Annotated in this window: 21 protein-coding genes and 1 pseudogene; 19 read left to right on the top strand and 3 right to left on the bottom strand. The window is 42.9% G+C overall.

Annotated features, from left to right (window positions below; translation table 11 throughout):
• Positions 1–57: 57 nt before the first annotated feature.
• The gene (locus tag GQ359_RS07990; RefSeq protein ID WP_215386508.1) at positions 58–732 is read right to left on the bottom strand and encodes a GntR family transcriptional regulator; all 675 of its coding nucleotides are present in this window, start codon (positions 730–732) and stop codon (positions 58–60) included.
• Between the two features lie 114 nt (positions 733–846).
• Here GQ359_RS07990 and GQ359_RS07985 point away from each other — a divergent pair, with 114 nt between their 5' ends.
• The 5 genes from GQ359_RS07985 to GQ359_RS07965 all read left to right on the top strand — a co-directional run bounded on the left by GQ359_RS07985 (position 847) and on the right by GQ359_RS07965 (position 5,603).
• Positions 847–1,335: a heme-binding protein gene (locus GQ359_RS07985; protein ID WP_215386506.1), complete on the top strand. Its 489-nt coding sequence runs from the start codon at positions 847–849 to the stop codon at positions 1,333–1,335.
• A gap of 9 nt (positions 1,336–1,344) precedes the next feature.
• Positions 1,345–2,328 (top strand): tripartite tricarboxylate transporter substrate binding protein, encoded by a 984-nt coding sequence (locus tag GQ359_RS07980; RefSeq protein WP_215386505.1) that lies wholly within the window; start codon positions 1,345–1,347, stop codon positions 2,326–2,328.
• A gap of 14 nt (positions 2,329–2,342) precedes the next feature.
• Complete coding sequence (locus GQ359_RS07975) at positions 2,343–3,215, top strand: fumarylacetoacetate hydrolase family protein (protein ID WP_215386503.1); 873 nt, start codon at positions 2,343–2,345, stop codon at positions 3,213–3,215.
• A 5-nt stretch (positions 3,216–3,220) separates the two neighbouring features.
• Entirely contained in the window at positions 3,221–4,180 is a 960-nt protein-coding gene (locus GQ359_RS07970; protein ID WP_215386501.1) for a tripartite tricarboxylate transporter substrate binding protein, read from the top strand.
• Between the two features lie 322 nt (positions 4,181–4,502).
• Positions 4,503–5,603, top strand: coding sequence for a patatin-like phospholipase family protein (locus GQ359_RS07965; protein WP_215386500.1), 1,101 nt, complete (start codon positions 4,503–4,505; stop codon positions 5,601–5,603).
• Positions 5,604–5,671: 68 nt separating this feature from the next.
• On the opposite strand, the gene GQ359_RS07960 is transcribed toward GQ359_RS07965, so the two are convergent.
• Entirely contained in the window at positions 5,672–6,622 is a 951-nt protein-coding gene (locus GQ359_RS07960) for an alpha/beta fold hydrolase (RefSeq protein WP_215386498.1), read from the bottom strand.
• Positions 6,623–6,849: 227 nt separating this feature from the next.
• Between GQ359_RS07960 and GQ359_RS07955 the strand changes: the two genes are divergently transcribed.
• From GQ359_RS07955 to GQ359_RS07910, 10 genes and pseudogenes are all read left to right on the top strand, one after another.
• Positions 6,850–7,959 carry a linear amide C-N hydrolase gene (locus tag GQ359_RS07955; RefSeq protein WP_215386496.1) on the top strand — a complete coding sequence of 370 codons (1,110 nt, stop codon included), beginning with the start codon at positions 6,850–6,852 and terminating at the stop codon, positions 7,957–7,959.
• A 147-nt stretch (positions 7,960–8,106) separates the two neighbouring features.
• Positions 8,107–9,795, top strand: coding sequence for an amidohydrolase (locus GQ359_RS07950; protein WP_215386494.1), 1,689 nt, complete (start codon positions 8,107–8,109; stop codon positions 9,793–9,795).
• Positions 9,796–9,854: 59 nt separating this feature from the next.
• A complete protein-coding gene (locus tag GQ359_RS07945; RefSeq protein WP_215386492.1) occupies positions 9,855–11,159 on the top strand; it encodes a lipase family protein in 1,305 nt (434 codons plus the stop codon).
• A gap of 113 nt (positions 11,160–11,272) precedes the next feature.
• On the top strand, positions 11,273–11,932 hold the full coding sequence (locus GQ359_RS07940; protein ID WP_215386491.1) for a cupin domain-containing protein: 660 nt from the start codon (positions 11,273–11,275) through the stop codon (positions 11,930–11,932).
• 482 nt (positions 11,933–12,414) lie between these two features.
• Positions 12,415–13,044 (top strand): hypothetical protein, encoded by a 630-nt coding sequence (locus GQ359_RS07935; RefSeq protein ID WP_215386489.1) that lies wholly within the window; start codon positions 12,415–12,417, stop codon positions 13,042–13,044.
• A 448-nt stretch (positions 13,045–13,492) separates the two neighbouring features.
• Positions 13,493–14,293, top strand: a complete 801-nt coding sequence (locus GQ359_RS07930; RefSeq protein ID WP_215386487.1) for a hypothetical protein — start codon at positions 13,493–13,495, stop codon at positions 14,291–14,293.
• A gap of 17 nt (positions 14,294–14,310) precedes the next feature.
• The gene (locus GQ359_RS07925) at positions 14,311–15,189 is read left to right on the top strand and encodes a hypothetical protein (RefSeq protein ID WP_215386485.1); all 879 of its coding nucleotides are present in this window, start codon (positions 14,311–14,313) and stop codon (positions 15,187–15,189) included.
• A gap of 25 nt (positions 15,190–15,214) precedes the next feature.
• Positions 15,215–16,921, top strand: a complete 1,707-nt coding sequence (locus tag GQ359_RS07920) for an amidohydrolase (protein WP_215386483.1) — start codon at positions 15,215–15,217, stop codon at positions 16,919–16,921.
• A 112-nt stretch (positions 16,922–17,033) separates the two neighbouring features.
• Positions 17,034–18,827: an amidohydrolase gene (locus tag GQ359_RS07915; RefSeq protein ID WP_215386481.1), complete on the top strand. Its 1,794-nt coding sequence runs from the start codon at positions 17,034–17,036 to the stop codon at positions 18,825–18,827.
• A 146-nt stretch (positions 18,828–18,973) separates the two neighbouring features.
• A pseudogene (locus tag GQ359_RS07910) lies at positions 18,974–19,573 on the top strand (glycosyltransferase family 2 protein); the annotation flags it as partial.
• Here the strand turns inward: GQ359_RS07910 and GQ359_RS07905 are convergent.
• On the bottom strand, positions 19,570–19,962 hold the full coding sequence (locus tag GQ359_RS07905) for a dihydroneopterin aldolase (protein ID WP_215386480.1): 393 nt from the start codon (positions 19,960–19,962) through the stop codon (positions 19,570–19,572). The pseudogene GQ359_RS07910 and the gene GQ359_RS07905 sit on opposite strands and share 4 nt — an antisense overlap.
• 535 nt (positions 19,963–20,497) lie before the next feature.
• Here GQ359_RS07905 and GQ359_RS07900 point away from each other — a divergent pair.
• From GQ359_RS07900 to GQ359_RS07885, 4 genes are read left to right on the top strand one after another with little or no spacing between them, the layout of a single operon-like run.
• Entirely contained in the window at positions 20,498–20,764 is a 267-nt protein-coding gene (locus GQ359_RS07900; protein WP_215386478.1) for a DUF1488 family protein, read from the top strand.
• A 55-nt stretch (positions 20,765–20,819) separates the two neighbouring features.
• Positions 20,820–21,224, top strand: a complete 405-nt coding sequence (locus tag GQ359_RS07895) for a translational machinery protein (protein ID WP_215301736.1) — start codon at positions 20,820–20,822, stop codon at positions 21,222–21,224.
• Positions 21,225–21,261: 37 nt separating this feature from the next.
• The gene (locus tag GQ359_RS07890; protein ID WP_215386476.1) at positions 21,262–21,720 is read left to right on the top strand and encodes an ion channel; all 459 of its coding nucleotides are present in this window, start codon (positions 21,262–21,264) and stop codon (positions 21,718–21,720) included.
• A gap of 6 nt (positions 21,721–21,726) precedes the next feature.
• Positions 21,727–22,554, top strand: a complete 828-nt coding sequence (locus GQ359_RS07885) for an ion transporter (RefSeq protein WP_215386474.1) — start codon at positions 21,727–21,729, stop codon at positions 22,552–22,554.

The raw sequence follows: 22,554 nt of genomic DNA, 5'->3' as shown, positions 1-22,554 counted from the left end.
GTCTGCCGTTGTAGCAATAAACTATTTGTAGATTATGGTGTGCATAGAAGGTAGTTATTACTTGATGAGTTTGAGGCTTCTTGCGCCACGTCCAGTTAAGGTTGAAGTTTTTCTGTAGTGCTCAAAGAGTAATTTCTTTGCTAAATCAATATCACCACTAATAGCCGCTTTAAATATTCCTACATGTTCTGCATGGTGGTCGCGTTCTCCAAAGTTTTTACTGGCCGCAACCTGTCTATAGCGATAACTTTCAGTTCCAAGCGTTTCACTAAATTCCTTAATCCATCTGGAAGGTGCGTTTTCTAGTAATGTTTTGTGAAACTCCTTATGAAGTAGCTCCCATTCTGGATTGGCGCTATGTTGATCAGTTTCAGATGATCTTGGTTTCTTTGAGAGCTTATGAATTAATAGAACTAACTTGTCTTCCCACTCTTCGGTGCGATGAGCAATTGATTCTTCTAGTGCTCTCCCTTCAATAAAGCACCTCGTTTCTGTTAGCGTATCAAGCTCTTCCCATCGCAGGGGTGCAACATTAAAACCTCGTTGATCGCTTCTTGAAACGAGACCTTCTGCTGAAAGTCTATTCAATGCCTCACGTAGCGGACTTGCTCCTGTTTCGTAAAGGCTTGATAACTCTTCAATTTTGAGCTTTTGATCGGCAGCGAAGCGACCCTGCAAGATATCAGCCTTCAGTCGGTCATAGACCGCGCTGGCGCGAGTTATTCCTTGCATGGCGTTGATATAGGAAGCCTTTTTTGTTGGGGTTATCACGAAGTTTGCAATCTTAAAAATATCGATATTATTATGATAATATAAAAATATCGATATTAATAGGGGGTGGCAATCGTGGCTGAAAAGCTTATTTCAGTACATTCAAGCTTAGCGTTGAGTGATGCAGATCAAATAATTACTCATGCCCTAAAGTTGAGGGCAACTAATGGATTGCTACCTTTAGCAGTTGCCGTTCTTGACTCTGGTGGGAATGTTGTTGCCTTCAAGCGAGAAGATGGTTGCGGCATATTGAGACATGACATTGCTATTGGCAAGGCTTGGGGTTCGTTGGGCATGGGTATGGCTACTCGGCAAATTCGAGATAGATTGGCAAATCGACCGACCTTTCAATCGGCGCTCTCAGCGGCATCAGACGGAAGATTTATTCCAACGCCTGGGGGTGTATTGATAGTGAATAAACAAGGAATTGCAATTGGCGCCGTTGGTATTAGTGGAGATGCCTCAGATAAAGATGAGTATTGCGCTATTGAGGCAATTAAATTAGCAGGCTTTGTGCCTGAGCCGCCGGCAGCTGCCGATAACTGGAATGAAAATCAACTGTGAGGTTTAATCATGAAACTGTTTAAATTTATCTTATTTATTTTGACTTTGTGCGCTGGTTTTATCTCAGCTCATGCTCAACAGTCAAATAACTACCCCGTTAAGCCAATTCGATTGGTTGTACCTTTTCCTGCAGGTGGCCCAACAGATCAATTTGCTCGGCAGTATGCGCAGGCCTTATCAACGCAATTAGGAAAGCCTGTAGTTGTTGACAACAAAAGTGGGGCAAGTGGCGCCATTGGAAGTTTAGAAGTAAAAAATAGTGCACCAGATGGATATACATTGCTATTTGGTACAGCTTCAACCCATGTTCTATATAACCTCATTAATGCTAAGCCTCAGTATGACTCCATTAAGGACTTTACACAAATTGCAGTAGTGGGTGATGCGCCGATTGTATTTGCGGTTAGCCCGGCGACTAAAGGGGGTTTTAAAGAGTTGGTTGAATATGCGCGCATCAACCCAGGCAAGTTGCAATATGGATCAGCAGGAGAGGGAACTTATTTGCATATTGTTGGTGAAAGATTGAAATATGAATTAGGGGGTTTAGATATTCAGCACATACCATTTAGAGGTAGCGCCCAATCTATTCCCGCCTTGATAGGTAACCAAGTAAATATGACGGTTGACACATTGGGGTCATTAATCAATCAACATAGAGCTGGAAAGCTAAAGATCGTTGCAATAGCTGCCTCTAAAAGATCTCCTTTGATTCCTGATATACCAACTGTTAACGAAGTGACTGGTTTAAAAGATTTCCAAGCTGCTTTATGGAATATTGTCTCTGCACCCCAGGGTTTATCGCCTGATATTACTAACACTTTAATTTTGGCGACAACTAAGGCCTTAAAAAATCCTGAATTACTCGATAAATTAAATTCAATATCGATTCAACCAATTAGTAATATCACTGGCGTTGCAGCAACTTCATTTATTGCTAAAGAGCTTGTTAGCTTAAGGCCGGTTGTTCAATCTGCAGGGCTTAAGAAAGAGTAATTTAGAAAGAAGCTATGAGATTATTTAGTTACCGCGATCAGAGCAATAAAAAAAGCGTTGGAGTCCTCCGCAAAAAAGACTCAAATGAATTTATAGATTTATGCGCAACCGATGCCAGTATCCCAGCGGACTTAGGTAGTTTGATTGCAATAGACCCGGATCTAGGGTTGGCTAAAGGGGCGCTTTTAAATCCCAATGCTGTCATTAGAAATCTCTCTGATATCCAGTTTGATATTTTGATTGATCGACCAGGGAAGATTATTTGCATGGGGCTGAACTATGCTGATCATGCAAAGGAGGGCGGTAACGCTCGTCCAGAATACCCAAGCTTTTTCCTGCGTGGCCCTAGCTCGCTTGCCTCTCATGAGGCCCCTCTAATCCGACCCAGGGTTTCTGATAAATTGGATTACGAGGCAGAGCTAGCATTTGTGGTGGGTAAAAGAGCGCGTAATTTAAATAGAGAAAATGCCCTTGACTGCATAGCTGGCTATAGCATTTTTAATGACGGCAGTATGCGCGACTATCAGCGTAAAACCACCCAATGGACTATTGGCAAAAACTTTGATCAGACCGGTGGATTTGGCCCATGGTTAGTAACGCCAGATGAGTTGCCTAAGGGCGCACACGGCCTTCAGATTCAATCCCGGTTAAACGGATCGGTAATGCAAAATGCAAACACTAAAGACTTTCTGTGGGATGTTGCTGAAACCATTGTGCTCATTACTGAATGTATGACACTAGAACCTGGTGATGTAGTTATTACCGGAACACCTGCAGGAGTGGGCTACGCAAGAACACCACCTGTTTTTATGAAACCCGGTGATATCTGTGAAATTGAAATAGAAAATATTGGCATCCTAAGAAATTCAATACAAGATCAGGAGTGAAAACGGTGAATAAGTTAATTACTTTCATTATCTGCATGGTGATGAGTTTGACTCAAGTAAATGCTCAAACTTTTCCTTCTGGACCGGTTAAGTTGGTAGTTCCTTTAACTCCCGGATCGGGAGCTGATACAGCAGCTAGAATCATTGCTAAGTATTTGACTAAAGTCTGGCAGCAACCAGTAGTAGTTGAAAATAAACCTGGTGCTGGCGGCTTAATAGGTACGGCAGCAGTTGTTAATGCAGAAGCAAATGGTCAAACACTACTCTTTCAATCTGTAACTTTTGCAACCAACCCTGCAACTTATAAGAAGTTACCTTACGAATATAGTAAGCCCCCTGTGAATGTTAGCTATTTAGGCGATACGCCATATGTTTTAGTGACATCGCCAGATGGCCCATATAAATCTATTAAAGATATTGTGTCCGCAGCCAGGGCAAAGCCTGGTGAGATTCCCTTTGCCTCCGTGGGGGTGGGAAGTTCCACCCACTTTGCTGCTGAATATTTTATTCAAGCTGCTGGGATAAAAATGAACCATATCCCATTAAAAGGCGGTCCTGAAGCTATACAAGAGGTAATGTCAGGAAGGATTGCATTTTGCATGGCTTCGTTAAGTACTGCTTTGGGTCAAATTAAAGGTGGAAGATTACTGGCTCTTGGTATTGCGAGCAAATCTCGATCTTCTGCTGCGCCTGAGATCCCCACAATTGCTGAGCAAGGGTTTCCTAATTTTGATATGAGTTTATGGTTTGGATTGTGGGCTCCGAACGGAACTCCAGCTGTTGTGGTGAATAAAATTAATGGTGATATTGCCAAAGCCTTGCAGGACCCTGAAGTACGAGAGGCATACTCTAAAGTGGGCATTGACCCCAAGGTAATTTCTGCTGAAGAATTTAATAAGTATGTCAAGGAAGAGATTTCTCGATATCAAAAGATTGCCGCTACGGCTCAAATTGAGCAGCAGTAACCTTCTATTTGGAATTGCTAATGAGTGCCAATTCTAGGGTTTTATTCTTGGCGTTACTTAAAGTAACACTTACTCCTCTAAAAATTACTTTGGAGCAATGAATTGTTAGATGGTTGTTTCAAAAAACTTTGGTCATAGGTTCAAGTCCAGGTGGGCCCGCCAACAACATTAACGACTTAGGGAGAAGTTCCTAAGTCGTTTTTCTATTTATGCTGCAAAGTATCAAATCAAGATGTGGATGTTCTCCAAAGCTTAGGATTGCTAGGCATTAGAAAGTTTTGATATAAAGATAGTCACTGGGATAACCATTAACTGGGCTACTATGAATCAACCTTCTCGACGCAATTTCTTAAAATCCTCTGCCGCAGGGGTTGCAGCTGTCACAAGCACACAGGCATTTTCAAAATCCTCAAACTTATCTAAGAAAGCAATAGCCGAGGTGAGGGCATTAGAGGCTAAAGAAATTCAGAAAACGACCTCTAGTTGGAATGATGGTCTAGCGCATCCCATACCCTATAAAAATCCTCCAGGAAAAGGTAAGGATAGGGCAATCGTTTTAGGCGGTGGCTCTGAATATATGAGTTCATTTCTAGTTGGCTATTTTCATGCCATGCTAGCAAATGGCATTGATCTTCGCTTGGCTGATATCGTTGTGGGCACCTCGGCAGGTGCAGTGTTAGGTAGCGCTTTATTGGGTAGCCGTCTAGATCTATTTTCTGCAGAATTTAATTTATTAGCTGACTACCCAAAGATCATGGCTAAGTTAGTGCCAACCAAAAAATTCTCACCCAGCCAGGAGCGGGTAATGAAGATGGGTCTTAGCGCAAAGGATGGTAATCCCGATACCATCCAGGCAATTGGTCATGCTGCGATGGCCGCAAGATCCATTCCATCTGATAAGTTTCAAACAAACATTAAAGTGTTTCTAGGGGATATGAAAACTATCCCGAAAAAAATGTATATCACTACTATTGATTGCTACACCGCTGAGCGTTTAGTTGTTGCTCCAGATTCGGGGGTATCTGTGATTGATGCATGTGCTGCCAGTGCCTCTGCACCTGGAGTTACTGGCCCAACTTGGGTTAAAGATCGTGTTTGCATGGACGGAAGTATTGGTTCAACAGAAACGCATTGCGATATTGTGGCTGGGTCAAGAAGAGCCCTCGTTGTAGCTTTAGCAGATACGATTCAACAAGAAAAAGAAGGTCTGCGTTTAAATCACTTACCTAATACGATTTTGCAAGAAGTAAAAGATCTAGAGGCGGGAGGCACAAAGACAAAGTTGGTGGTTGTTGGTATGTTGCCAGGTAGAAAAACCATGAGCGTTGTAGACCCAGAAATTATGGAGCCTGCTATCAAGTATGGGTATGAGCGAGGCATGCAAGATCTTCCGGAAATGAAGCGCTTTTGGATGGCAGCTTAGAATTTGCAAAAGTATAAAAAAGCCACTCAATGAGTGGCTTTTAAGTTTGCTGATAAAGGCTTTACTAGTTAGTCTTTTTGCAGAAATACATTTACTGTTTCGGATAGTTTCTTGTAGCTTTGGAATAAAAATGCATGTCCGCCTTCATAAAAAGCTAGCCAAGCAAAAGGGATTTGATTGGCGATCACAACTGAATTTTGAGGGTTATCGATGATGTCCTCGCGGCCATCTGCAACTAGCACCGGAACTTTAATATTTTTGAGATCTTTGTAGTTCTGATTGTCTGCATTCCAAAGGGTTATGCGAGCGCGAACTTGGCGCGCCTTAGTTTCTTTGGATACTACAAAATCATCAGGGATGGTACCTGCGGCTCTCGCTGCTGCCCATCTCTCATACACAGCCTTAGCAGCTGCTTTACCTTCTGGCGTCATTGGGAATAGCAACTCGAAATTCTCCATCGGAGAAAGACTTGGGTTATTCAACTCCTCACCCACTTTTTTATTAATGGCAATCTGATATTTTCCACCCGGATTTGGCGCCAACAGAATAACCTTATTAACTAGCTCTGGGTGTCTGATGACAAATTGCTGTCCAATGCGAGCGCCCATTGACCATGAAAAGACGTTGACCTTTTTAAAGCCTAGAGCTTTGACTAAACCAGCGGCATCATCGGCCATTTGCGGAATAGTGGTGTTATTTTCTTTGGTATCGGTAGATAGTCCGGCACCACGATTATCAAAAATGATTAACTGGTTATTCTTTGCTAGTTCATCAAGAAGCGCGGGGTCCCATGCGCTCAAAGTGCCGGCATAACCCATAATCAAAATCATGGGATCACCCTTGCCTTTGAGGTAATAGGCTAATTTCACACCATTTACTGGAGCATATTTAATTTCTGGCTTTTCTTGGGCATGTACTGTAAGACTGAGGCTCAGAGAAATGAAAGCAGTAGCTATCGTTAAAAAAATGCCCCGCATCAATTTAGCATTTAAAAAGCGTAAGTAATTATTAGAGGGCATTATCAGCTCCAGTTTATGGTGGTTTGCTCAAAAAAACATATTACATTGTAATAAAAGCTAAAAATGACTTGGTGTCCAGCATTCCTCAAGAGTTACTTTGAGGCGCCTTTAGCCCATTCGGTCCCAAAGCAGAGCTTTTTTAGGATTGGCTAGATCAAGCCTTTTATAGATGTTATGCTTTTCATATTCAATTTAATCTGTTCCAAGGAGATTCAGTGAAGCAAAAAATGATTACAAAAATAGTGGCTGCTTCAGTTTCAGCAACTTTGGCGCTCGCCCCATTCGCGAGTAATGCATGTACTGCTGTCAATATCGTTGCAAAAGATGGCTCTGTTGTTGCGGGTAGAACGATGGAGTGGGCTTTTGATATGAAGTGGCAGCTCACGGCAAATCCAAAAGGCACCACCATCAATCTAAGTGCACCATCATCACTAAAGTTGCCCGCAACAAACCTATCTAGTAAATATGCATTTGCTGCAATTGCCCCTGGAGTCTTAGCAGGTCCCCCAGCATATCTTGAGGGTCAAAATGAAGCAGGTCTTGCCATTAGCGGCAATTTTTTACCTGGCTTTACTGAATATCAAACCGTTACTCCGCAAGATAAGAATTATGTTTCTATATTGAACTTGGGGGGCTTTATTTTAGGAATGTTTGGCTCAGTTAAAGAGTTACGAAACGAACTTCCTAAATACAAAGTGTGGTTTGACCCAAGTGAAGTCAAAGGCTTGCCAACTCCACCTTGGTTGCACCTGGTGTTAACAGACCGTGGCGGTGACAGTATTGTTGTTGAATTTGTGAAGGGTCAAATGATGATCCACAATAATGTTGCTGGAGTGCTTACCAATGCACCTACCTATGACTGGCACCTGAACAATGTCCGTAACTACCTATCACTTACATCTACTGCAACAGCATCTGTAACAGTGGGCAATACCAACGTTACTGAACTGGGTCAGGGGGGCGGCTTATTAGGTTTGCCAGCAGATTACACTCCACCATCTCGCTTTGTGAGGGCAACTTATTTGAAGCAATTTATGTATCAGCCAAGCAATAGCGTTGATGCAATGCAAGCTGCCGATCACGTCTTGAATAACGTCGATATTCCTATTGGTGTTGCTCGGTCAACAGATGGTAAACAGGTTGCCTCTGATTACACTCAGTGGGTCAATATCAAAGACTTAAAGAATAATCGTATGAAAATTGCAAACTATGCAAATCGTACAAACTTTATTGAGATTAATCTGAATGAAGTATTTAAGTCCGGAAAGACGAAGACTTGGCTGGTTGATAAGCTGCCATACCCTCAAAATGACTTGACGGCAGAGTTCTTAAAATAAACTTCTGCACTAAACCACCTTCGGGTGGTTTTTTATTGGGTTGGACCTATCTTTTTTGTAATAATGAAGTTATCCATTTTTTAGTTAGCTTTGCCTTTCGCAATCTTGCCCCACTGAACTCCCTATCCATTAATAAGTGATTCAATCATGAAAACCCTGAATATATCCCTATCCGCTTTCTTGCTATTAATGACTGCTCAAGTATTTGCTGGTGGTGCAAGCGTGTATTTCAATGGTGACATCCTGACTATGGAGGGTGATAAGCCGCAGTATGTTGAGGCGGTGGTGGTGAAGGGTAAGAAGATTACCTACACAGGCAGTATGAAAGATGCTTTAAATGAAGCTGGTGCAAATCCAGATATTCAGGATTTAAAAGGTCAAACCTTAATTCCTGGTTTTATAGATGCTTGGGGTCACTTTACTTTAATTGCTCAAAATACTCTGGGTGTAAATCTGGGTTATTTTTCTAAGAAGCCTCCTCATACAACCCAAGAGTTAATAGGTCGATTGAAGGCTGAGGCTCGCCCATTTAATGGTTGGATCATTGGGGCCGAGTATGCGGATGCTTTTTTAACTGATGGCCCTTTGACTATTGCGCAATTAGACACAGCATTTCCTAATCAACCAGTATTTGTTAATAACATTTCCACCTTGACGGGGATTGTGAATTCGGCAGGCTTGAAAAAATTAGGCATTACTAAATCCACCAAAGTTGTGCAAGGGATGATTCCTGTTGATCCAAAAACAGGAAAACTAACTGGCGAATTGATTGGCAGTCCTAATATAAGTGCAACTGCGAAGGTATTTGGTAAGTATTCCCAAGACTTGATGATGGAAACATATCGCAGGGCTGAAAAGATTTACGCCTCAAATGGATTTACCACTGCACAGAGCTATGAAACTACACTTGAGGATATTCGCAATATGCGTCAAGCAGTTGATCGTAATGTGATTAGCCTGGATCTGATTGCGCTACCAACTTACGATGTGGTTGATCAGTTACTAGCAACAAACCAAAAATACCCATTTGGTGTTTACACAAGAGGCGATGGCGGCTTTAAGGTTGCTGGAATCTTGGTGTCTACTGATGGAGCACCTCAATTACGTTTGGCGTATTTCACAAAACCCTATGCAGACACTACCGGGTTCCCAAAAGATTGGCGTGGTATGGCTGTTGCTACCCAAGCTTTAGTTGATCGTTATGCAAAGCTAGCCTACGAAAAGAATATTCAGTATTACGGCTATTCCAATGGCGATGCTGGAATTGATATGACTCTTGCCGGGATTTCCAAAGCAATTCAAGAGGCGGGAATTACTGAAGATCGCAGAACAGTAATTTCACACTCATTTTTTATCCGTGATGATCAATTAGATCAATACAAAACTAAGAAAATTCTTCCTCAATTTATGCCTAATCACATTTGGATGTATGGGGATGTGTATAGAAAAATTCTAGGCGATGAGAGGGCTAGTAATATGGTGCCACTCAATTTGGCTCATACAAAAGGGATGCAATTTGGTATTCATAATGACACCCCATCATCTGGCCCAAGCGCCTTATTTACGATTGGGACCGCTGTGAACCGCAATATCTATGGCGGAGGAGTTTTGGGCCCTGATCAGCGTATCGACCCTTACCTTGCTCTCCGTGCATTTACCTCTGTACCTGCCTATCAATACAAGGAAGAGGGATCAAAGGGTAGCATCACCGCTGGAAAGCTTGCTGACATGGTGCTGCTTGATCGTAATCCCTTGAAAGTAGATCCAATGGAGATTAAAGATATTCAGATTGTGAAGACGATTAAGCATGGTAAAGATCTGTATGTTCGCCCCTAATTTAGTATGTAAAGTTGTCGTTTAATATTGAACTTATACCCTTTTTATTTCTCTAGATCATGAAAAAAATTTCACGTCTTTCAGTTATAGCAATTAGCGCTGCTCTTGGCATCTTCTCCACTGCTGTTTATGCTGATCCACCAATGCCGCCTTTTTATGCCTCTGTCATGAAAATGGCGCCTGAAGGTAAGTTGGGTCAAGTCATCTCTAAAGAGAAAATTGCAACATCTTTAAAAGGTGCGCAGGCTTGGAAGATTGCTTATATCTCATCTGATGTGGCGGGCCGTAAAACGATTGCTACAGGGACCATCATCGCACCTGTTGGACCAAGCCCAAAAGAAGGAAGACCTATATTGGCTTGGGCACATGGCACAACAGGTTCAGCGCAAAATTGCGGACCATCCCAAATCATTGATCCAACAGCCGCTTTAAATGAATATTTTCTAATGGGTGGGAACTCTTGGACTGATTACGGAATTCCAAATGGTCAAGAGTTCATCAATCAAGGATATGTTGTCGTTGCTACCGACTATCAAGGTTTGGGTGGTGGAGGTAAGCATCAATATGCTGTGGCACAAACAAATGGTAGAGATGTTATTAACTCTGCAAGAGCTGCCAGCTCCATGAAAGAAGTTGGCGCAGGTAAGAAGACCGTAGTTTATGGATGGTCGCAGGGTGGTGGCGCTACTATTGCTGCCGCAAGCTTGCCAGATTACCAGGCACTTCAAGGTACTGCAGCAGATAACCTGCAATATCTAGGATTTGTTGCGTTGGCACCAGAAGATGTAGCAGCCATGCTTCCAAATGTGCCAGCTGATGAGGCAGGTGCGAAAAAGCTCATGAATGGCTTTACTCAAGCTAATGTCCCAAATGTATTTCTATTCGCCCACTATATGATGGGACTTTGGGGTACGCAGGCAGCTTTTCCTGATCTAAAGCTATCCGATGTACTGACAGATGAGGGTGTAAAAGTTGTAGATAAATTATCTCGAAACAAATGTATGCATGTACTGGCAGATACCTTTAGCTATGCTTATGGAGATAACTATAAAACTCTCTTGAAGCCAGAACCCAGCAACTCCTTGGCATGGGTCAAGGCATTTGTTGATGGCAGTGTCAAGCCGGTAAAACCTACTGCACCTGTTGTGATTTATTGGGGTACAAAAGATACTGCAGTCCCTCCAATCATGCATGAGCTTTATCAGAAGCAAATGTGCGGTATGGGGGCAAATGTAGGAAGAATTCAGCTGCCAGGAGAGCAAACACACTTTACGACTCCTGGGGTTTCAGCCCCGATGTATCTTGACTGGGTCAAGGATCGTATTGCTGGAAAACCATTGGCAAATGGTTGCCCTCAAAAGTAGGTTTAGTCATTATCTACAGTAAGAAAACCACCTTCGGGTGGTTTTTCTTTTGAGCAACAATTTCAATCCATTGTTATTCTTGTATCTAACAATTTATTACTGAAAAGATTTATATGGACATTCATTCTGACTACAGTAAGCGTGTAGTGCTGAATCACCAGGACCTACCGTGGATTTCAAGTCCTTCCGTAGGCATTGAGAGGCGCATGCTTGATCGTCAGGGTGATGAAGTGGCGAGAGCTACTTCGATCGTTAGATACGAAGCTGGTGCGAAGTTCCCAACCCATACCCATGAATTTGGAGAAGAGATCTTGGTGTTAGATGGGGTGCTTAGTGATGAGACTGGCAACTATCCAGCCGGCACCTATATCATGAATCCTCCTGGCTCGTCTCATGCGCCTTTTAGCGAGAAAGGCTGCACTCTTTTTGTCAAGTTACGACACTTGGGGCCTGAGCAGATCGAGCGTGAGATTGTCGATACCCATTCTGCACCATGGTTTCAAGGGATGGTGCCTGGTTTAACCGTAATGCCGCTGATGAGACAGGGTGCGGGCTCTACATTGGTTAGGTGGGCGCCTCAAACTTACTTCAACCCACACAAGCATTATGGCGGCGAAGAGATTTTTGTAGTGGATGGCGTATTTGAGGATGAGCATGGACGCTATCCAGCTGGCTCATGGATTCGCAGCCCCCATATGAGCTTGCATCAACCTTTTAGTAAAGAAGGCTGCACAATTTTTGTGAAAACAGGACATCTCTTAGGGGTAAATTAGCTCTTGTATATTTTTAGTCAAGCCATGTTAAGAATGCAGAATTTTCCTAACATGCATTACCTAAGATAACTTTGAGTGATATAAAGATGGTTCTGGAACAGGATCCCACATGACTCAATCATTTCGAGGGTAAACAAGAATTCAAATGCCTTAATGGTTTGCAAGCCTAACTTTCACTTCCAGCAAGTATGCTTCATAGCCAGTTGATTGCAGTAAAAAATTATCTTAGCCTCTAGAATTTAAAAGAACTCCGAACGATGGAAATTCAAGACCAGTCAGTAAGTTAGATTTAGTACCACTTTTTTGTAATGAAATTTTTTCTATCACTTCTCTTTAGTTTGTTTGTTTCAGTTGCTCACGCTGAAACCTTACTCGTTCCCATATCTAAATTCGATAATGATTCCCAGCAGTTAACGAATAGCAGGGTATTGGAATTTTGGGGGTACCATAATTATCAAGGTAGCGATAACTATCAGAATACTTTGAAGTTGCGTTACTACAATCCGCTTGAAGTCGGTGACTGGCGAGGCCGCATTCGTCTGGATACTGCTTATGTAGCCAATTTCAACTCAATTAGCTCTGAAAATAACTCCGGCCAATATAGTTCCGGCAATACGATGGTAACGATCTGGGGGCAAGATAGACGCTTTCTAAAACCACTAGGCGCCTTAGTTGGTGGCCGCGTTATCTTTCCTTTTGGAAATAATGGTCAATGGGCGGTTGGACCTCAATTGGGTTGGTCATTTATACCAGAAGTAGATAGTAAATTGCATGTGACAGATTTTTCACCGCTGATTCGTTATATGTATGGATTTGATAGTAAAAATAACAGCATCATTACCAATCCCAGTCAGCCTGCACTTCAGAGAAGTCTTCAAATGTTCCCAACTATCGGTTTTCAGTTAGGCCCCAACACAATGTTGCGTTTTTGGGATGAGAATGGCATGGTTTATAACTCTGCTGGCGGAGGTTGGTTTGTACCTATCGATGCCATGGTGACCCATAGACTTACAAAGCACTGGGTTGTGGCTATTGGAGCAAGCAAGCAGGTGGTTGAAACTTATAGGCAATATGATTGGTCAAGCTATGCAAAAGTGTCTTTTAATTTCTAATATTGAGAGCGCACACGTCAATCTTATTGCTGGTTACGTTTCGCTTTTGTAGCCTTTTCTTGGCGCATGAAAATTGCATTCTTCAGCAAACCTTTGTTGCGGATGAGGGATTTTGAGCCACTTCCCTTATATTTGCTTCACTTAAGCCTTTTAGAGATTTGCATTGAATCTTCAACAAACTAACCAAGGTGATTCTAAAGGTCAGAATTCCTCGATTGATCATAATTCATCCAAGCAGGGATAGGTGCCAAGAAAGTCATTCTGGGGCTCCGAGGTGATGGTTGCTGGCTATTATTCATATGCATACTACTTTGTAGGAACTCCTAGGGATTTACCATAATCTTTATGCGTATTTGATTTGAATCCATCCTTTAGAATATAGGGCAGTCATTTGAGCCTCAACCTAGTCCCTATACCAACTTCATTTTTAACCTAATTAATAATTTTTATGAATAAGAAAATCCTTTCAACATTGATTGCAGCATGTGGATTGTTTGCGTCTATTGGCTCATCTTACGCGGCTGATGATCTCAGTCCAATTCCTAAGGTAGCTGATGCATGGCGTTTTGAAATAACGCCTTATCTATGGGGCTCTGGCATCAAGGGAACTATGGGCTTAGATAACGGGCTTGCTAAGTCAGCGGACTTTACAACCAGTAATGTCCTCGGCAACCTAAAATCAGGTGGCATGATTGCAGCTGAAGCGCATCAGGGTAAATGGGGCGTCATGGGAGATTTGGTTTCTGCCACTTTGCAAAAATCGGGCAATGTTCCCGTAGTTACACCTGATGGCTCGGATACAGTTGCGGGCAAGGTTACTCTGCAGCAGACATTGCTGACGGGGGCAGCTACCTACACAGTAGCAAATACTAAAGATGCTTATGTTGATGCTTTGCTCGGTGTTCGTGCCATCTACGCCACGGCTACTTTGAATGCAAATCTCGACAACACTCCATATAAGGAGACCGTCTCCAAGACGACGTCGACAGTAGATCCTATTATCGGAGCTAAAGGCCGTTATCGAATTGCCGACTCTACTTGGTATGTGCCGTTTTATGGTGATATTGGAAGCGGCGGCGGCACTACTAACCTTACGTGGCAGGCGATGGCTGGCGTGGGAAAAACCTTCAACAGCCTGATTGACGCTTCCTTAACTTATCGCGCGCTTTATTACGACATGAAGGCTGGTGGTGTTTTGCAAAAAACTACCATGTTGGGACCACAAATTGCTGTGACCTTTAAATTCTAATTTTATAAAACCATTCTATGAACCACTATTCAAAAACTATCATCACTGCATTATTGGCAGTTGCTTTTGCGACTCCAGTATTTGCCCAGGAAATTCCAGCGCGTGCTGGGACTGCAGCAGCAGAGAAATCGGGAGTGTTAGCTGCACCTAAAAAAGATATCGATACTGTTGATATTGCGAAGAAGTTAGCTAACCCTATTGCGAATATGATCTCCGTGCCATTGCAGTACGAGTTCAACCGTGGTGTTGGCCTCAATCAAGGTGGTTCAGAGCAAACTTTGCTGTTTCAACCAGTAATGCCATTTAATTTAGGTGGTGGCGATATTTTTATTGTTCGACCGATCGTAGCGGGCGTGAGAGAGACTAGTGTTCAATATGCTCCAGGACAGTCCTATTCTGGATACGGTATTGCCAGTGTGACGCTCGAATCATTTTATGCGCCCAATACCAACTCCTCTTGGATTTGGGGTATTGGTCCGTACGCTCAGTCACCATCAGGTAATAGCGGTAGATTTGGTTCGCAACAAACTGCTGCTGGTGTGACTGGTGTCGTGCTCAATCGCGATGGTCCTTGGACTTACGGCTTGCTGGGTTATCAATCATGGAGCGTCGGTGGTAATCCTGCTTTTGGTACGCAAAATAATCTGTATGGGCAACCTTTTGTTGCGTATACGACTAAAACAGCTTGGACCTATACCGCTAATATGGAGGCGCAATATAACTATGATGTGCGCCGTACATCCAATCCGCTCTACGCTGGCGTTTCTAAACTGTTTGTAATTGACGGTGTACCTTTCTCCTTTGGAGCGGGCCCGATGTACTACGTTAGCAATACTCCAGGCGGCCCATCAGGCTGGGGTGCAAGAGCAACAGCTACTGTGGTTATTCTGAAGTAATTTCCACTTAAATTAGGAATTTAATATGAAATTTGCACCAAAATTACTGGCCACATTATTGATGGCTCAGTGCGCTCTTGCCTTTGCCAAAGGCAATGCTGACACCATCTTTTATGGTGGTCCAATCGTCACTGTTAATGCGAAGAACGAAGAAGTTCAAGCATTAGCTGTCCAGAATGGCAAGATTGTTGCTGTTGGGACTAAGGATGCAGTTACCAAGGAGTGGCAGGCCAGCAATACTAAGGTCATTGATCTGCAAGGCCAAACTCTGATGCCAGGATTTGTAGAGCCTCATGTGCACATCATGGTGACTGCAGTATTTGAAGGCTTAGGATTAAATTTAAGTAACTTCACTTTGCCTTATGACACTAAAGAAACCCTAATTCAAAAAATGAAGGCAGGATTAAAGAATGTTCCTGCTGGTGGTTGGTTATTTGGTTTTGGTGTTGATCCATCACGTACAAGCCCATTTATGGCGGAACTCACTGCTGATGATTTGGATAAGGTATCAACTACTGTTCCTATTTTTATCGTCAATCAATCTGGACATATCGGCTACGTGAATCACAAGGCTTTAGAGCTTGCTGGCGTTACCAATAAAACTCCAAATCCTGCTGGCGGCGGTATTTATGTAAAAGATGCAAAGGGTCAGCTCACTGGTAAGTTAGTAGAGCCACCAACCTATTTACCGTTTATGGCCAAAATGCCAAACCCAACAGAAGAGCAATTGTTTGCTGCTATCCAAGGCACCATGAAGAAGATGGCATCAACAGGGGTGACTACTGCCTCCGAGATGAGTGTTGGTGGTAATTTTGGTGTTGATAAAGAGATCGCAATCTATAAAGCAATTTTTGCAAAGAACGCATCGCCAATTCGAGTCCGTGGATACTTATTTAGTGAAACTTTGCCTCCTGGATATAAGGCTATTAAGCCAAATGAGGGTGACGATAAGCTACGCTTCATTGGTATTAAATATATTACCGATGGCTCTACCCAGGGTTTAACTGCTGCACTCAATCAGCCCTATAGTTATCCCAAAGATAGCAAGTGGAGTGGCTCACTCAACTATAAGGATGCTGATATACAGGCATCTATGAAGTCATACTTTGATCAAGGTTGGCAAATTTCTTCCCACTCAAATGGTGATAAGGCGATTGATCAGGCTTTAAATAGCTACGCTAAATTATTGGCGGGTAATCCTAAGCCGCAAGAGCGTCGTTTGCGTATTGAGCATTTCACGGTTAATCGTCTAGATCACGTTACAAAGTCAGTGAAATTAGGCGTGATACCAAGCTTTACTATTGGTCATGTCAATTATTGGGGTGCGGCATTTAATGATCACATCATTGGCTCAGAGCGTGCCGAGCGAATTGACCCAGCAGGAGACTTTAAGCGTGCGGGTGGTAAATTTACGCTTCATAGCGACTCACCGGTTTCCAATGTCGGCCCTTTGAACTATGTGAGCGAAGAGGTAACGCGCTTATGGCAACTGCCTCCGCAGAAAGTGCTTGGACCAACTCAAGCTGTTACTGTTGACGATGCGATGCGAGCAATTACGATCGATGCCGCATATCAAATCTTTGCTGACAATATTGTAGGTAGTTTAGAAGTCGGCAAGCAGGCTGACTTAGTGATATTGGAGAAGAATCCACGTAAGACACCGCCTGCAGAAATTCGTAATATCAAGGTCAAGGAAACTTGGGTTGATGGTAAGCAGGTAAGCCTTAAGTAAGTCTTAATCAAGACAGTTTGTAAAGGGGGACACTCGCTGATGCGGGTGTTTCTTTTTGTTTAAATGAGCGGTAATTTATCTCATTTGAGATGAAGAATCTGATGGAGTTTTTATGAATCTAAAATCAAAAATTATTTATTTATGTGCACTAGGGCTTGTTTCAGGCCTTGCTTCAGCTGTTCAATTAATTGACCCACCATCAACACCTAAGGTGAGTGAGATCACTGTTTTCGTGGCAAAGAAAATTGTGACGATGGATCCCTCGATTCCAAATGCCACTGCAGTTGCTGTATCTGATGGACGCATTCTGTCAGTGGGTTCATTAGAAGATATGAAGCCTTGGACTGATAAGTACCCAACAAGGATTGATCGTCAATTTGCTAATAAGGTCATGTATCCAGGATTTGTTGAGCCGCACGCACATCCTTTGCTTGCGGGTCTTCTGTTTAATAGGCCGCTGTTAACTCCGTCACCCATGCCTAATCCATGGGGCACTCCATTTGCTGGTGTGCCAACCCTGCCGGCTGCAATGGCGCAGTTAAAGAAGTATTCGGATGCTATTAAGGATCCCAAGGAGATTTTGCTGACTTGGGGTTATGACGTAGTGGCAATGGGTAAGCTGCCTGATCGCCAGCTTTTAGACCAAGCTTCCACTTCAAGGCCTATCATCGTGTGGGACATCTCTGGCCATGACATGTACGTCAATACAGCCATGATCAAACATTACGGAATTACGCCAGACATGGTGAAGAATGTTAAAGGCGTCGGCTTGGATAAAGATGGTCAATTAAACGGTCAATTTTTAGAGATTCCAGCCATGCAATTTATTCTGAAGATTGCAGGCAAGGATATCTTGAAGCCGCATGAGATTCCAAACGACTTTATGTACATCAATGACTTGATGCAGCAGGCTGGTATTACGACATCGGGAGATTTGGCGTTTGGAACCATGAATATTGACATGGAAACCAAGATTTCCAAGGCATATACCCAATCACCTAATACCGCATTACGCCTTGTCCCAGTTGTTTATGCAGAGCCATTCATTCAAAAGTATGGTGATAAGGCAATTACTGAGGCTCAGAATCTCTCTCAGCAAGATAATGATCGCCTCATTTTCCAAGGTGTGAAGTTTTATAGCGATGGGGGTTATTTGCCTGAGACTATGCGGATGGAAAGCCCCGGTTATACAAACGGCACAATAGGTTCAACTAACTATCAGTCGGCCAAAGAGTTTGCTGGTGCAATGAAACCATGGTGGGATGCGGGCTTTCATATTCACATTCATAGCAACGGGGATGTCGGTAATGCCCATTCAATTAATTCATTGCAATTGCTGTTAGATTCAAAGCCACGCTTTGATCACCGGTACACCATTAATCATTTTGGCATTCCATCGACTGCCATGGTGATGAAGATTAAGACATTAGGCGCAGTTGTAAGTGCCAATATGTCCTATATCTCAGAGCGTGCCCAATTAGAGTATCCAATGTTAGGTGTTGATCGCGCATCCTACGCAACGCGTCTTGGTGCTTTAGTGCGTAGTGGCATTGTGACATCTATCCACTCTGATGCGCCTGTATCAGCACCTGCACCATTAAAAGAAGCATGGACCGCGGTTACCCGTAGGGACGTTTATAGCGATGGCAAGGTCTGGGCGCCAGCTGATGCGGTAACGGCTTCAGATGCAATGAAGATGATCACCATCAATGCTGCTTACACTCTTGGAGTGGAGAGTAAGGTGGGTTCAATAGAAGCAGGTAAGTTTGCTGACTTTGCCATCTTAGATTCCGATCCACAGACAATTCCCGCAATCAAGATTAAAGACGTTGCCGTACATGCCACTGTATTGGGTGGTAAGGTTATTCCAGTTTCAGAGACTAAAAAACCAAGGCCGATGAATTAATTTCAAAAGCATTTAAGGTTAAGAGTGCCAATCCTAGGATTGGCATTTTTTTGCTCTCAAAATGCAAATGACTTCTATCCGTGCTCTAATGCCAGCACTATGATTACAGTCGTTATCGCTCCTATCAGTATGGCCACCTTGCAGCCCACTGCATTGAGTCTTTACTCTCACAAACAGTGGCACCTAGCCGCATTATTTTTGCTGATGATGGTGCTCATGATTGCACGCACTTGCCAAATTTCTATCCTGGGGTTGAATATATCTTCAGGCCACAAAACTTAGGTACGGTCGATAATTTTCATGATCTGTTATCTCGAATTGATACGGAATATGCTTTGTTTGTTGGTGCTGATAATTGGCTACGTTCAGATGCAATCGAGCTATTGTCCCAGGCGAGCTCTGATATTGTGACCTATGACATCGTGGTCACCGGTGAGCTCAAGGAAGAGATTCATGATCGAGTGCCTGGTGAAACCATTCCCTATCAAGGTGACTTGTATTGGGATCGAGAAGGCAAGCATCATGGCTCCATGATGTATCGCACTGAGTTAGCTCAAAAAATTGGATACAAGCGTAGATACGCTGATGGAGTGCATGCCCAAGAAGACTGGAATCTATGGGAAAAAATGTTAGAGCAGGGTGCTAGTGTTTCTAGCCTCAAAGAAGGTCTGCTCTATTACAGAAGACATCGTGAAAACTTCTTAAAGTATGACCATCTTATTGAGGAAGTTGAAGAGGCTTCCTAGATTTTTGATCTCATTTGATCAAGGGTTTGAGTATCAACTTCTAGGCGTATCCCAAGGACGCCTGAGCCTTGCCTAACAGGAGTCTTGCGTAGAGTCATCGTCACGGACTGAATTTGCGGATATTTTGCACAAGCCTCGACAATTCTAGTCATTAAGCGTTCTTGGGTTTCGTAATGACCGTCCTGTGCAAGCTGGTCTATTTGTAAAACAAGTGGATCATAGTCAAAGACGCTTGTCATGACATCATTAGCTATCATGACAAGCTGAGGATCAATTGCCAGGATGAGATCCAATAGGTGCCGATCTGGAACTACCGCTCCAGTAGCATAAGTCCCTATCTGGGTATTTAGCACTAGATCCTTTATTTCTACAAATGCTTTTGATGGCATACAGGGCTTTCTGGATGGATTCTCTAGGCAATGTAGCTTAAGTTATCTATTTTTGCTGGGCTTTAAAGTGAGGGGGTTTAGCCGCAGACTGAGCGACTTTGCCAATGCCGATTAGTATGAGGGCATGAGTCTATTGAGATTAGTCCAAATGCTTTGGCAAAAGCTTCGTCATTACTATGACGACATTATCAGCTTGATTAAAGCAAATTTACGCTAAAGATATAGCAGGCAATTTACTTCACGGATTTATGTGGTGATCGCAGTTATGGAGGATGATCGAATGAATCAAATTCTCTTTGTCTGTAAAGGGGATTCATTACAGAAATCGTCCGAGGATTTATTGCGCCAATCTGCCCAGCTCAGTAAATCCCATGAAATTCATCTTCCTAGAACGGCGCAGAATTTTCTATTACAAAAAAATTTGACCCTTTCTGAGTGCAATAGATAGATCTTTGATATATATCAACACTTCCGCACTAAATAAGACCACAATAAGAAAGCGATTTGTATATATCTAAATAAAGTGAGTCTTATAATGAAGCTTGAGTTTATTGGCCCTGCCAGCCTATTAGAGAATGGCAATGTGGCATTTCCAGCATTGCTTGACGCTAAGCCAATGCAATGTGTTTTTAGCTTTGAAGCGCTGCAAGATTTGGATGTAGATGGAGTAGAAAAGGATTCTTTGCGTTTATTCCAGAATCATCAGCTAAAGCTCTTATCGATTGCGGAAAATAAAATTCTAGCTGGTCACGCTGTAGATGGTGCAGTACATGTGTTTAGTCATGACTTAATTCTAGATTAAGTATTCCTGATCTACTGCATTTAATATTTTGTTGTTTTAATTAGAAAGAGAAAGTATGTCATTTAATCACTCAGTAATTTGGATCGATCATCAAGAAGCGCACGTTATTTATTTCAACCCCACTGCGAGTGAGAGTGAGGTCATTAAAACTAGATCTACTCATAAGAACGTTCATCACAAAAGTGGCTCTGTCAGTGGCGCACGTGCTGAACCGGATCAGCATTACTTACATGAAGTAATCCAAGCGGTCATGGAATCTAAAGAGATTTTGATTGTGGGCCCTGGCTCTGCAAAATTGGATTTGATGAAGCATGCTACTAAGCACGATCACACCATTGCCGAAAAGGTAGTTGGCATTGAAACCGTAGACCATCCTACTGATGGGCAATTATTGGCTTACGCTAAAAAGTACTTTGCTAAAGTAGATGCTCTAAAAGGCGATACCGTTATTACTGGTTGATGTTTTTATCCCCCTGAAAATGGGGGATAATTTAACGATGTTGCTCATCACTGCCTTCATCATTAATGGATCTCTGGCACTTATTGCGATCCTCTTGCATTACGAGGCCCTTTTTCAGCTTGATAAGCTGCTTCCCAAGATTGCCCATATTGCGCCGCGTTTTCGGGTCTTAATAGGCGTTGGCGCTATCTTCATGGCACATATAGTGGAGATTTGGCTGTTTGCTTTTGGCTATTTCTTTACCTTGCAGTTCCCCGTCATGGGTGGACTTGTTGGCGAGCTTTCCGGCCATGGGATCTTGTTAGATTGTGCCTACCTGTCCTTTGTTACCTTTACGACATTGGGCTATGGTGAGATCGTGGCACAAGGCTACTTACGTTATTTGACCGGAGTAGAGGCGCTAACAGGCTTCACCCTGATTACCTGGTCCGCTTCATTTCTCTTTATTGAGATGCAAAAGTATTGGACTGTATATAAAACAAATAGGGTGGAATAGACAAAAATGCCTAGACAGATATCCTTCAAAGAAAAGCTGAGAAAGATTGTCTTTGAGTCGAATACTCCTTTGGGGCTTCGATTTGATCAGGTATTAATTTTCGCCATATTACTTTCCCTGCTAGTGGTTGTATTGGATAGCATTGAGTCGGTATCGAAAAACTTCCATACCGAACTCTCCTTTTTTGAGTGGGTGTTTACTGGTCTTTTTACAGTGGAATATCTTGTCAGAATCTACTGCGCCCCGAATCGTATTAAATACATCACCAGTTTTTTTGGCATCATCGATCTTCTTGCCGTTGTGCCAACCTATTTGGCTTTAATCTTCCCAGAGTTGCATGCCTTAATTGATGTCAGAATTTTGCGCCTCATTAGGGTCTTCCGAATCTTTAAGCTGACTCAATACATGTCTGAATATCAGCATCTAGCTGATGCAATGGCAGCTAGCAGAAGAAAAATTTTGGTCTTTCTGTCTGTTGTTCTCATGGTGGTGATGGTCATGGGCACATTGATGTATGTGGTTGAGGGGCCAGTCCACGGCTTTACGAGCATCCCAGTTTCGATCTATTGGGCGATCACAACAATGACCACGGTAGGTTTTGGAGATATCACCCCGCAAACGGATTTAGGCAAGTTGATTGCCTCGCTCATGATGCTAATGGGCTGGGGAACCCTAGCAGTGCCAACCGGAATTGTTACAGCAGAAATGTCTTATACAAAAAGGCCGCATCGAGGAAATAGAGATCGCGCCTGTTTGGTTTGTATGCGCGATGGATATGGCCGTGAGGATCATTATTGCTCTTCTTGTGGCTCCCCATTACCGCCAGCAAGATAG

Origin of the sequence: Polynucleobacter sp. AM-7D1 (assembly GCF_018688455.1) — a bacterium.
GTDB lineage: Bacteria > Pseudomonadota > Gammaproteobacteria > Burkholderiales > Burkholderiaceae > Polynucleobacter.
Note: the sequence above shows the minus strand (reverse complement) of the source record. Positions and strands in the feature narration are given on the sequence as shown.